The sequence below is a fragment of the Paenibacillus sp. FSL K6-1566 genome (assembly GCF_038050475.1).
Taxonomy (GTDB): domain Bacteria; phylum Bacillota; class Bacilli; order Paenibacillales; family Paenibacillaceae; genus Paenibacillus_AQ; species Paenibacillus_AQ lactis.
This window is the reverse complement of sequence record NZ_JBBOSR010000001.1, coordinates 3,081,979-3,094,697: the sequence shown is the minus strand read 5'-3', so window position 1 is coordinate 3,094,697 and position 12,719 is coordinate 3,081,979. Positions and strand designations below refer to the sequence as shown.

General features: G+C 47.9%; 10 protein-coding genes. 1 reads left to right on the top strand and 9 read right to left on the bottom strand.

From position 1 onward, the window contains the following. Nucleotides 1-21: 21 nt before the first annotated feature. Nucleotides 22-1,404 (top strand): SMI1/KNR4 family protein, encoded by a 1,383-nt coding sequence (locus tag NST08_RS13620; RefSeq protein ID WP_213614008.1) that lies wholly within the window; start codon nucleotides 22-24, stop codon nucleotides 1,402-1,404. Nucleotides 1,405-1,596: 192 nt separating this feature from the next. Here NST08_RS13620 and NST08_RS13615 read toward each other — a convergent pair whose 3' ends face one another. From NST08_RS13615 to opp4C, 9 genes are all read right to left on the bottom strand, one after another. After that, complete coding sequence (locus NST08_RS13615) at nucleotides 1,597-3,201, bottom strand: response regulator (protein ID WP_210094919.1); 1,605 nt, start codon at nucleotides 3,199-3,201, stop codon at nucleotides 1,597-1,599. A gap of 16 nt (nucleotides 3,202-3,217) precedes the next feature. Further along, a complete protein-coding gene (locus NST08_RS13610; RefSeq protein WP_341341847.1) occupies nucleotides 3,218-4,966 on the bottom strand; it encodes a sensor histidine kinase in 1,749 nt (582 codons plus the stop codon). A gap of 160 nt (nucleotides 4,967-5,126) precedes the next feature. Further along, complete coding sequence (locus tag NST08_RS13605) at nucleotides 5,127-6,431, bottom strand: ABC transporter substrate-binding protein (RefSeq protein ID WP_341341846.1); 1,305 nt, start codon at nucleotides 6,429-6,431, stop codon at nucleotides 5,127-5,129. A 303-nt stretch (nucleotides 6,432-6,734) separates the two neighbouring features. Further along, nucleotides 6,735-7,634, bottom strand: a complete 900-nt coding sequence (locus tag NST08_RS13600) for a carbohydrate ABC transporter permease (RefSeq protein ID WP_341341845.1) — start codon at nucleotides 7,632-7,634, stop codon at nucleotides 6,735-6,737. 19 nt (nucleotides 7,635-7,653) lie between these two features. After that, nucleotides 7,654-8,580 (bottom strand): ABC transporter permease, encoded by a 927-nt coding sequence (locus NST08_RS13595; protein ID WP_251535071.1) that lies wholly within the window; start codon nucleotides 8,578-8,580, stop codon nucleotides 7,654-7,656. 196 nt (nucleotides 8,581-8,776) lie between these two features. After that, nucleotides 8,777-9,433, bottom strand: a complete 657-nt coding sequence (locus tag NST08_RS13590; RefSeq protein WP_210094914.1) for a phosphatase PAP2 family protein — start codon at nucleotides 9,431-9,433, stop codon at nucleotides 8,777-8,779. Between the two features lie 389 nt (nucleotides 9,434-9,822). Next, entirely contained in the window at nucleotides 9,823-10,788 is a 966-nt protein-coding gene (locus NST08_RS13585) for an ABC transporter ATP-binding protein (protein WP_341033576.1), read from the bottom strand. Further along, nucleotides 10,785-11,765, bottom strand: coding sequence for an ABC transporter ATP-binding protein (locus NST08_RS13580; RefSeq protein ID WP_210094912.1), 981 nt, complete (start codon nucleotides 11,763-11,765; stop codon nucleotides 10,785-10,787). The genes NST08_RS13585 and NST08_RS13580 overlap by 4 nt, the downstream gene beginning before the upstream one ends. 7 nt (nucleotides 11,766-11,772) lie before the next feature. After that, a complete protein-coding gene (gene opp4C / locus NST08_RS13575) occupies nucleotides 11,773-12,705 on the bottom strand; it encodes an oligopeptide ABC transporter permease (RefSeq protein WP_341033578.1) in 933 nt (310 codons plus the stop codon). Nucleotides 12,706-12,719 lie beyond the last annotated feature (14 nt).

Sequence of the window (12,719 nt, the reverse complement as noted above, 5' to 3'; positions counted from 1 at the left end):
GATTATATTATGGAGGCTGGAATGGAACAAACCCTTACGGAGCAATTGAACCAATGGCATGATGAAGACGAACATCAGCAAATCGTGGATGTGCTGTTAACCGTTCCCGAGGAGGAACGGGACTACGAGGCCGTCAGTCGACTGGCCAGAGCGTATAACAACCTGGGACAATATGAAGATGCACTCCGCCAATTCGATAAAATTGCTGATGCGGGGCAGCACGACCCGCTGTGGCATTATCGGGTAGGTTACGCTCTCTATCATTTGAAAAGATATAAAGAAGCTGCTCAGGCATTAGCTACCTCTGATCAACTGGAGCCCGGCGATGAGCACACCGAATTATTGCTAAGCTGGAGTTTGCAAAAAGCGGAGAAGCAGGACAGAGAAGAGCGCCGAATCGCTGCCAAAAGAAAAGCCTTGGCGTCCCGCGGGTCGGTGCCGGAGGCTCCCCCGTGTGACAACATGCCGTTAGCTGATTTTTGGGACGACAGCGAGTATGCAAGAGATTCCTACCAATCCGCCCCGCCGACGGATGAGCTGATCGCCTCCATCGAGGAAGAGCTTGGATACAAGCTCCCCTCCGCTTATATTGCGCTGATGAAGCAGCAAAACGGAGGGGTTCCGAAGAACACCTGCTTCCCGACCGAGGAGCCCACTTCTTGGGCGGAAGACCATATTGCCATTACGGGGATCATGGGAATTGGCCGTGAGAAAAGCTATTCGATTGGCGGTGATCTCGGCAGTCGGTTTATGATCGAGGAATGGGGCTACCCAGACATTGGCGTAGTGATCTGCGATTGTCCTTCTGCCGGGCATGATGTCGTGATGCTCGACTACCGGGCATGCGGAAGAGATGGTGAACCCGAGGTGATCCATGTCGATCAGGAAGATGATTATGAGATTACGTTCCTGGCTGAAAACTTCGAGGCGTTCATCCGGGGGCTCGTAAGCGAGGAGGAATATGATACCTCGGAGGAGGACAAGGAAGCGGATTTGTACAAGGTCGCCCACGGGAAATTCTCGCCTTTGCTTGAGGAGCTTTGCGCTCAAGTCACGGAAGTGGAGCATATTAATGAAAAGATCCGCAGCATCTGTACCCGTATTGTTGAAGAGAAAGGTCACTTTTCATTTCATGCGGATGAATTATCTTATCTGATGTATGACGTGCAGTTTTGGCTATACGTGAAGTCTTACCCGGATACGAATCGAGATCAATATTTGGCGAACTATAGTCAAATGATTGCATTTGGCGGGGAATTCGGCCAAGGCGGCTATGCTCCTGGATGGATTACCGAATGGCTGGACCACCGCATGAATGAAGGGCTGATCATCCAAGCGAATGGACGCCTCCGGTTTACGGATACGTTTGCTTCGGATCTCGTTAAGCAGCTACGTGAATTCTAAATAGCTCATTCAAACATGGCATCATGACCAGAGCCCACGTTCGACGTGGGCTCTTCTTCGGTTTAGCCCTGCACGGGTCTTTTTTTCTACTTTACAATCTGTCGAGCTAGTCTCCCTTGACGAAGTTCAGCATGATGCTCCCCTACCGACTCCCTAATGGTAAGCCGATAGGCTAAAGGAGCTGCTCTCTACTTATAGAACATTAGGATTGGACTGAAGTCTGAACTCTTGAGGGGAGACATGGTACACTTTTCTAAACATTTTGGAAAAATGCGAAAAATTATGATATCCAAACGTTTTGGCTACATCCGAAATTGGGATGGATGAGGTCGCGATCAAGTCTTTGGCCTGTGACATCCGGACATGCAGCATGTAGTCCGATATCGATTCCCCGACCTCGCGTTTGAATAAGCGCGATAGGTAAGCGGGATTGAGATGCACGAAACCGGCAAGCTGCTCTCTTGTAATCGGCTCGCTTAAATGCTCTTGTATATAAGATTGTACTCGTTCAATCACAGACGGTTTCAAATGTAACTGATCATGAATGATCTGAACCGTTTGAAGCGCAGAAGCTTCCAATTGTTCAAGGTTGCGGGGCTGCGTGTACAGAAGCATTCCTTCCTCATCCTTAAACAGCTCAAAGGCAGATCGTCCGTTCTTATGGAGAATATAATGGACCATTTGCATAAATTCTCGCCGAAAGCCTTCAAGCTCCATTAGCGATAGATTAGGTTTATCGCTTAACTCTGCGATTCTACCGCGTATCTCTCGCCGGATCTCCTCCAACTGCCCATGCTCCATGAGAAGGGTCCAGGTCGATATTCGCGGGATCATGGTCTTCATTGAATGGCTGCCTAATGAAGCGAGCATATACACTTGGTTGGATTTGTTCAGATTGTTGTACTCCATCTCCAGCAGCTGCCTATACGTATCCGCAATTTCATACAGTGAGGAGCGATTCCCGATATAACAGGAAATTTTACAACCGAAATAGTTATAACAGTCTTGAATGAACTTCTCACATCGCAATTTCAGCTCATGGGCAGTATCTTCCTTCGTTCCACCCTCTCCAACAAGAAGCACAACATTTACCCCTTGCTTGGTCTGAATGACCTCTCCATTGCCGGCGGACAGCAGCATTTCGGATGCTCCTTTGCGGATGGCGTATTCCATCATCTCCTCATCCCTTGTGCTGAACTCACGCTGCCAGGATTCCACGCTCACCAGCACAGGGAGAATGACGGCATCCTGAAGTCCACTGAGATCATGCTCTTCAAGAACATCCGCAGCATTCGCTGGAGTACAGACGATTCTGCCCGAGAACACATCGTTCCAGAACTTATCCGTAATGAGACTTTTTTTCTTCCGCCACAGCTCATAATAAGGTTTATAGTGCTCTCTCATATGACGGAGCTCTCTTTCCTCTTTTATAGCATGCAGCGCTTTGGCAATGGTTGTTTGAAGAACATCGAATTCGATCGGTTTTAATAAATAATCAAAGCCATCCAGCTGAATCGCTCGCTTCATGAAATCATAAGCCGAGTGAGCCGTCAGGAAAATGGTCTCCGTATCGGGAGAAATATCATTCACCCGCTCCAGCAGCTCAATTCCTGTCCCTTTGGGCATTTCAATATCACAGATCATAATATCAATCCGCGTACGTTCAAATACCTGCAATGCGTCTCGCATATTATATGCCTCATACACTTCGGACACCTGCAGTTCCTGCCAATGGATGCCGCTCTTGATCCCCATCACCGCATAGATCTCATCATCTACAATAAGTGCCGTATACATTGCGACTCCCCCCATATCAATATGACGAAAACTGCTCTACCGTTCGGAAAGGAATGACAATCCGTACCCTTGCTCCGGAATCCGGCATATTATCGAACTCCAGTCGAGTCATTTGTCCAAAAATATGTTTAAGCCGATATTGCACATTGGTAATCCCTAGATGCTCTCCATTCTGATTCTCTAGGTAACTGCCCGACTGCAATTGCTGCAGCACTTCCCGAGAGAAGCCATTCCCGTTGTCTGAAATTACAATTTCCAATTGATGTTCCTCAAGCAAAGTAATACGGATGTCAATATGAAATGGATAATCCATGAAATCAAAGCCGTGTTTGATCGCATTTTCAATAAAAGGCTGAATTAAGAGCGGCGGAATTGCCGCTTGATTTGCACCCTCGGCAATATGTATTTCATAGCTGACTCGCGCCGGAAACCGGAGCTGCTGTATTTTAATATAGCTCTCCATATGCTCCATTTCTTCCGCGATGGTTACGGCGATTTGATTCGTTTTCGTTGTAAAACGGAAATACTTCACGAGATTCATGCACATGAGCTGGATCACGCTGTAATTTTTGATTTCAGCCAGATTGTAAACGATATTGATGGAATTCAGTAAGAAATGAGGGTTGATCTGAAGTTGCAAATGCTTGAGCTCTGCCTTATGCGCTTTGATCTGCTCTTCATATACGCTGATCTTCAGCTCATGAATCTGGGAGGCCATGCTGTTAAAAGTTTCGTTAATGATGGTGAATTCCTTTGCTTTAGAAGAATGAAGCCGTGTAGTCCAATCCCCATGCTTGATCCTGCGCATTCCGCGTACAAGATCGTTCATAGGCTTAAGAATCGTCTCATTGAGATAAACCAAATAAATCACCAGAATAATTAACGCCACGATGGATATGATGATAATCCCTCTCCGGAAGTGAAATAGATTTTTCAGCATCTGCGATTCCGGAATGAAGGCGCTTAAAATGACATCGGTGCCCTGAATTTGATCCATGACCACGATGTATTTTCGATCATCCTTCCTCACCATTTGATACACTTGATTGGACTCGGAGGCGAGGGCAGTGTCCAGACGCTGCGTTCCAATAGCTGATGTGTTGGTTACCATTTCACCCCGCTTATTCACGAATCCGGCAAAGCCAGCTTCCAGATGGATCATATCCAGCGGTATCATCAAATTCTCCAGCTTTACGAATGCACCGAGATAAAAATCATCTCCCGTATCGACCAGTCTGATCAGCGCGTAGTTATGCCGGCTATACTCAATGGCTTTCCATTCCCCGAAATAGCTGCTGTCCGGCTTTACTTGCTTAACCAGCTGTTCAATGGTTGTTTGGATGGACAGCAGCTCGTCATAGGACGAGGTCCTGATCGGCGTATAGAATAGATCCTGCTTCTGAACGGAGTAGATAAACTGAAGATCGACGCTGTTGTCGAACCGGTGGTATCGCGTAAGTGTGTTCAAAATTCTGGCCTTGGCAAGAAAGTACTCGTCAGAATCATCGAGAAGCTGCGAGATTGCCGCAATATTAGGATCTTCAACCGCGATATTGTACAAGAAATTCGTTTCCTTGTTCAGAGCTGCCTCGATCTGATGCGAATAAAGGATCATCGAATTTTTATTGGAGTCCGCCACCTGTTCTCGAATCGTATTGGACGCGTAATGATTATTGTAGAGGAGGAGGGCGACAAGAGGTACGGCAATGGTGAAGAATCCGATGATCAACTTAAAACGAAGCGAGTCTCTAATGTTCAACATCATATACTACTCCGGCTCTATAAAAGGTTAGCAGAATGAGCTGCGTGATTCGACAAGTTCATTCTACACTTTGAGTATATTGATATACTGGTAAAAAAGGAATCCCATAAAGGACACACATCGATCGTCCCGGTCTGGAATCCCCCTTTTTCCTTAATCCCTGTTACTTCTGAGTCTCAGCCCACTCAGCCAGTTGCCTTTCCACTTCGGCTTTCACTTTATCAAAGCCCGCGGACTTCCGTTTTTCTTTCCATTTGGCAATAATCTTCTCAGGATCAACGGCTCCCGATTTCAGCGTAGCCCCGAACTCTTTCTCGACATTCGCTAAGGATGCCATCTCTGATTTAACCGGCTCTTGATTAAAAGCAAACCCGAGCGCAATCGAATGCTCCGCACGTTCATTAAACTTCTTGAACTCTTCCCATTTATTCGGATCTTCATTTACCCATAAATAAGAATTGAACTGGTTCCCGAACATCCAGCCTCCCGGATTTGGGTAGCCTTGCGTGTCCGCATTCACGCCCTCAGGATAATCAATCACATTATCGGATTTCTTCACATAATGTTTACCTTCGATACCCCAGTACAGCATATTGAGCAGCTTCGGATCACTGTATAGCAGATTCAGGAACATCATCGCTCTTGCCGGATCCTTAGAAGTACGCGATATTCCGAGCATCGCGCCCTGCGCGTCTCCTGTCGTTGTAAACGGCTCCGCCGTCTCTACCTGTACAACTTCTACACCCGATGATATGCTCATTTCCTTGTCTTTCCCTGGCTTTAAGGATTGGGCAACCGCAAAGGCTTTGCCCGCCTTGATCATATTCATCCCTTGGTCAGCGTCTGACGTAAGAATATCCTTATCAAACCAGCCGTTCTGATTCCACTGATGCATTCGTTTGTAGAAGTCGATGAATTTTGGGTCTTCCAGGGTATCCACGGCTTTCAATTCTTTACTTCCCCGTGGAATCGCGAGATTGGCCACGATGTAATCGTAATTGGCTGCATCCCAAATATTTGTGAATTTGCTTGAAACGATTGGAGTTACACCAGGCTCATTGTCCTTAATCGTCTTGAACATCGCTTCCATATCTTCCAGCGTCTTGACGCCACTAATATCGAACTTGTATTTATCTACCAGCTTCTTGTCTAGAAGGAATCCGAACCCCTGCCCGAATTCTTTCTTGGTGGGAAGTGCGTACAGTTTGCCTCCGATTCTGGATCCCTTAATAAATTCCTCACCGAGGATGCCCGGAATTTCTTTGCCATATTGGGCCATCAAATCATCGAGCTCCAGATACTGCCCTTTAGCAACATCCTTTGCATACGAGAACCAGCTGGCTGTGAACATCAGATCAAACGGCTCATTGGAGATTTTCATCAAATTGGTTTTATCATCCCATGAAGCCCACTCAATGGGTTTGAGCTCAATCGTAGCATTGATCTTTTCCGTCAAATATTTGCTCATTTCTTCCTGAACAACCAGTAAATCTTTAGGAGCCGTTGCCGGGTAAACAAGCGTTATTTTATAAGGGCTAAGCGAGGAATCCGAATTATTTCCTGTTTGATCCGCTGGAGTCGGTGTGGTACCAGCAGCCCCCTTACTACAACCTGTTAATGCCAGTATTCCGCAAAGCATGAATATAAGCACTAGGTAATGCGCCTTTTTCATATCCCTGAATTCTCCTCTCAACATTCATCTTCTCTCAAAGAGCGTTATTAAAGTGCGAATCGCCTGCCCCACCTCCTCAATTGAACAGTGGTTTTGAAGCTAACCTTTCACGGCACCGGTTGTAATTCCGCTTATGTAATACTTCTGGAAGAACGGGTAGGCAAACATCAACGGAGCAATCCCAACAATGGCAAGGGCCATGCGTACGGTTTCCCTCGGCATTGTGGCGAGCAGCTCCCCGACCTGGGCCGAGCTATTGGATTTCATTAGAAGATACTGAATGTTCGTGAGCGTCTTTGTCATCAGGTACTGGATGTTATACATCTCGGGTTTATCGATGAACAGCATACAGTTGTACCAGTCGTTCCAGTAAGCTAACGTGTTGAATAGTCCAATCGTCGCCATAATCGGCAAAGAAAGCGGAACAACGATTTTAAAGAAGATCTTCATTTCGCTTGCGCCGTCAATTGTGGCCGATTCAACTACGGATTCCGGAATGCTCGAGGCGAAGAAGCTGCGCATAAGCAGTACATTGAAGGCACTTAACAGCAAGTTGGGAATGATCATGGCCATAATCGTATTTTTCAAATCAAACATGTTCACATAAGTGATATACCAAGGAACCATTCCGCCGCCGAACAGCATGGTGAAGAAAATATAAAACGAAAGGGTGCGGCGAAACGGAAGCTCGGGTCTGGATAACGGATAAGCAAAAAGCGCTGTTATGAAGAGGCTGACGACAGTACCGACCAGGGTGGACAAGATCGTAACCCCATAAGCTTTCGCGATTTCCGAAAAATCGTTGAATAAAAATTGATAGGCTGCAAAGCTGATCTGACTTGGAAACAGCGAGTAGCCGTTCTGCAGGATGGAATCCTCACTTGAAATGGACACCATAAAGACAAGAATGAACGGAATTAATGATACAAATGTAAATGCCCAAAAGAACAGGTGAATCGAGGATGCGCCGATCCATTTTTTTGCGCTCACTTCCTTCACTACATTGACCTCCCCTCTGTTAAAACAAAGCGTCTCGTTTATTAATCCGTCTTACGGCTGTATTCGCTACTAATATCAGTACAAAACAAACAACGGACTGATAGAATCCAGCTGCAGTTGACATGCCTATATCCCCCGATTGAATCATGGCACGATAGACAAAAGTATCAATGGTGTTCGTTGTCGGGATCAGAGCGCCAGTATTCATGGGAACCTGATAGAACAATCCGAAATCCGACCGCAGAATGCCGCTAACCGCAAGCAGGGTCATGGTGATGATCACGGGCAAAATTAACGGGATGGTAATCCGGGTCATCTGCTTCCACTTGCTTGCTCCGTCGATCGTGGCGGCTTCATAATATTCTTTGTCTATACCAATAATGGCAGCGAAGTAAATGATGGATAGATATCCTACGTTCTTCCATGCATTGACGATGACCAGTATGTATGGCCAATACTTGGGCTCACCATACCAAGAAACCGCCTCGGAACCAAACCAATTGATCAATAATCTGTTCACAAGGCCGCTATCTACATTTAGAAAGCTGTAGACCAGATAGGCAACCACGACCATAGAGATAATGTGCGGCAGCAGAAATGTGCTTTGATAGAATCGGCTGATCGCTCTATCCTTAATCTCATTAATCAGCAGCGCAACCAGAACCGCTAAGACCAGATTCAGCACAATAAAGACGAAATTGTAAAGGAAGGTATTCCTGGTAATGATGTAAGCATCCTGTGAGTTGAACAAAAATTTAAAATTATCAAATCCGGCCCATGCACTTCCCCAAATGCCATCGACATAATTGTAGTTCTTAAATGCTAGAATCACGCCGTACATCGGGATATAGTTGTTGATGAATAAATAGACGATCCCTGGCAACGTCATCAGCAGCAGCCATTTATACTTCTTCAAACTCTTCATAAAATGAGACGTGTCTCTCATGTTCCAACCCCTTTGTCACGACATGTAAACCTTTACATCCCCATTTTATAGCCATTTGATTTTGCCGGGCCACTATCTTCATGACTTTATGATGCAACGTTGGTGACTTTATCGTAAGGATCAAAAAGAAAGACGACTGCTTCGTGCAGTCGCCTGAGACTTACATTTACCATTTGATATATCTAGAAATAATTTATTAATCAGCCGTTAAATTTTGACGAACGACTTCTCCCTTGAACTTCGATTGCTGACCCAACGATAGCTTGCCTACCCCATACCATAGCAGCTCGACCACCGCGATGGCACCGGCGATGTCCAGAAGGACATGCTGCTTCACGAACAGGGTCGAAGCAATGATCATCCAGGCACATACTTTCACCGCTGTCCGTTCCCAATTAGGATAGGATGCACAAGCCATTGCACCCTTGATCATTAAATAACTGGTCAACACATGAATGCTGGGAAAGCAATTATAAGGATTATCGGTGCTGTACACCAGGTTCACTAAGCCTTCGAAAATCCCCGTCCCCATGGCGGTCGGACGCTCAACCGTCGTCTGGAACAGATAAAATATGATATAGCAAGCAACCAAACCGAGACACTGGGTTAGCAGCGTCCGGTAATATACACTACGCTCCCTGATACAGAGCATAAACAGAACGATGATGATGAATGGGTACCATATCAGATAAGGGATGATAAACATCGGCACAAACGGAATTTGGGCATCCAGATCCGTCATCAGGCTGTAAACCGGCAGATGCGCCTGGTTCAGTACAGCGTAAAAGATGTTCAGTACCGGAATGACCAGAATCCATAACATCGGGAGATAGGCTTTCACTTTCGAATTCACATGCTCCCTCCCTTCTTCCGAGACACATCATTCTGATCCATGTATATGAAGCGGCAGCCTCTCGACATGACTCGTTGGTTTTTGATTTTTTTAGCCTTACAACATTGAAAATCCATTCCTTGCACTCCTTATTTTCACAGTGAAGTTCATATTCTATCATGACGGACCGGATGTACAAAGTAAAAAACTGGTTAACGATGGAATCAAGCAGGAATGTTACACGCAAAAAAACCGCGATGTTTCGCGGTTTTTTTGAATGAGCGCAAGCGAAAGGAGCATGCCCGTTCGTTGTTTCATTGGCTTTATCATTTCTTCGTGCTTCTATCGTCCGAAACATTTATTCGTTTAGCCATCAGTCAAAACAGAGATTGCCCGTAATCACCCCCGTGTTACACCAAATGGCAGGCAACAAAGTGATCGTCGCCGACAAGACGGAATGCGGGCACTAGCTCTTTGCACTGGGCTGTGGCAAGCGGACAGCGGGTATGAAACTTACAGCCTGAAGGCGGATTGGCCGGACTCGGAATATCGCCCTTGAGAACAATTCTCTCCCGCTTCAGTCTCGGCACCGGCACAGGAATTGCCGAGAGCAGCGCTTTCGTGTAGGGATGGAGCGGCCGGCTAAACAGTTCGTCCCGTGAAGCCATTTCCATCATCGAGCCGAGGTACATAACCCCAATCCGGTTGCACAAATGCTCGACTACGCTTAAGTCATGGGAAATGAACAAATAGGTCAATCCCCGGGTATGCTGAAGCTTCTGGAACAAATTAATGATTTGGGCTTGAATGGAGACATCGAGCGCCGAGACCGGCTCATCGGCAATAATAAAATCGGGGTTCAGCACCAGAGCCCGGGCGATGCCGAGCCGCTGCCGCTGTCCGCCGGAAAACTCATGGGGAAACCGGCTGTAATGATAGGAGGAAAGACCGCACGCCTCGAGCACATCGAGCACAACGTCGCGAAGCTCATCCTTCTCCGCCAAACCATGCTCCAGCAAGGATTCGCCAATGGCATCGCCAATACGGATGCGAGGGTTGAGCGAGCTGTACGGATCCTGGAATATCAGCTGCATCTTGGGTCTAAGCTTGCGGACCTCCGTTTTGGGCAGCCCGTGAAAGGGGATTCCCTTAAAAAGCACGTCCCCGCTCGTTTTCTCATGCAGCCGCAAAATGGTCCGTCCAACGGTGCTCTTGCCGCTCCCGGATTCGCCGACAAGACCGAAGGTCTCTCCCGGCTGGATCGTGAAGCTGATATCGTCCACGGCTTTAACGTAGCCGACCGTCCGGTTTAACAGCCCCGCGTTGATCGGAAAGTACTTTTTCAAACGGCGCACCTCAAGCAATGCTTCGCTCACGCTTCCGCCTCCTCTTCATACAGCCAACAGGCTGCTAAATGACCGGCTGCCACTTCGCTTAGCTTCGGCTGCCGGATTCGGCAGATCGGGATGCAGGATTCGCACCGATCATGGAAATAGCACGATTCCGTCAATTCAAGCGGACTCGGGACCTGCCCTGGTATCGAATACAGCTGTTCTGCTCGTTGACCGATGATCGGCTTTGATTTTAGCAGTCCCCGGGTATATGGATGCTTCGGCCGCTCGAACAGCTCCTCGACATCCCCTTCCTCAACGATCTTCCCGGCATACATGACAATCACATAGTCCGCCATCTCCGCCACCACGCCGAGGTCGTGCGTGATCAGCATGATCGACATATTGGATTGCTCCTTGCTTTGACGGAGCGTTTCAAGAACCTGAGCCTGGATCGTTACGTCCAGCGCCGTTGTCGGCTCGTCGGCAATCAGCAGCTTAGGGCCGCAGGAGATTGCGATCGCGATCATGATCCGCTGCAGCATGCCTCCCGACAATTGATGCGGGTATGAAGCCGCAATTTGTTCAGCCCTCGAAATGCCGACTAACTCAATCAGTTCCAGCGCCCGGGCATAAGCTTGCTTCTTGTTCAGCTTTTGATGAAGCATGAGCGGCTCCATAATTTGCCTGCCGATGGTGATGACCGGATTAAGGGAGGACATCGGTTCCTGAAAAATAATGGAGATGTCGTTGCCGCGGATGCGCCGCATCTCTTCTTTGCTGATCTTCAAGAGATCCTTGTCTCCGAACCGGATTTGACCGCCAACGACTTTCCCGTGAGGTTCATCCACCAACCCCATGATCGACATCGCCGTGATGCTCTTTCCGCAGCCGGATTCCCCCACGATGCATACCGTTTCCCCTTCACGGATGCGGAAGCTAATATCGTCAACCGCCTTGACCGTTCCTGCGCCGGATTCAAAATAAGTGCTTAAGTTATTAATCTCGATTAATGAATTCATCTTCCGTTCACCTGCTTGTATTCTGTTTAGGGTCGAGAACGTCTCGGAGCCCGTCGCCGAAAATATTGATGGCAATGACCGTCAAAAAGATGGCCAGTCCGGGAGGGATCCACAGCCAGGGCCGCTTCTCGAAATCGATCACATTGTTGGCCGCATCGATCATATTTCCCCAGGTCGGCGTTGGCGGCATAACCCCAAGCCCAAAAAAGCTGAGCGCGGACTCCGACAATATCGCCCCTCCAATGCTCAATGTAGCGATTACGATCAGCAGCGGAAATACATTGGGCAGCAAATGGCGAAACAGCTTCCGCTTATCGCTGAGGCCGAGCACGTCGGCAGCCTGCATATATTCCCGTTCCCTTAATGTCAGCATCTGGCTTCGGACAAGGCGCGCCACGCCCGGCCATCCGATAATGCTCAGCATCAGCATCACGAGATACAGCCGATAATCGGTCGGAATCTTCCAATCCGACATTAGTGCCCCCATGATGAAGAGGATCGGAAGTCCGGGGATCGTGAACAACAGGTCGGCAACCCGCATAATGATCTGATCCACAACGCCGCGGTAGTAACCCGAAACGATACCGAGAACCGTTCCGATGGTCATCGACAGCGCCATGGATGCGAGACCTACCGTAAGCGAAATCCTGCCGGCCTGCAGCAGCCTTGTGAGCACGTCTCTGCCGAGCAGATCCGTTCCCAGCCAGTGCTTGGCGCTCGGAGGCTGGTGCATATTGGCGGGGTTGATCTTGCCGTCTGCATATGGCGAGAATAACGGGCCGATAAAACAGATCAGAAACATAAACACGATAAAAGCGAAGCCGGCGACCGCCAGCTTGTTTTTGCGCAATTGGCGGATCGATTGCCGCCATAACGAATCGGATACATCCAGGGCGCGGATGGCTTTTTCCGCACGTCCAGCCGTCGTTTGAATGGACATGTGCAGCTCCTCCT

Bases quoted from the DNA above. Each gene is read 5' to 3' on its own strand.
- NST08_RS13605 (WP_341341846.1), bottom strand. From the start codon at position 6,431: ATGAGCAAATATTTGACGGAAAAGATCAATGCTACGATTGAGCTCAAA.
- opp4C (WP_341033578.1), bottom strand. From the start codon at position 12,705: ATGTCCATTCAAACGACGGCTGGACGTGCGGAAAAAGCCATCCGCGCC.
- NST08_RS13620 (WP_213614008.1), top strand. From the start codon at position 22: ATGGAACAAACCCTTACGGAGCAATTGAACCAATGGCATGATGAAGAC.
- NST08_RS13615 (WP_210094919.1), bottom strand. From the start codon at position 3,201: ATGTATACGGCACTTATTGTAGATGATGAGATCTATGCGGTGATGGGG.
- NST08_RS13610 (WP_341341847.1), bottom strand. From the start codon at position 4,966: ATGATGTTGAACATTAGAGACTCGCTTCGTTTTAAGTTGATCATCGGA.
- NST08_RS13580 (WP_210094912.1), bottom strand. From the start codon at position 11,765: ATGAATTCATTAATCGAGATTAATAACTTAAGCACTTATTTTGAATCC.
- NST08_RS13595 (WP_251535071.1), bottom strand. From the start codon at position 8,580: ATGAGAGACACGTCTCATTTTATGAAGAGTTTGAAGAAGTATAAATGG.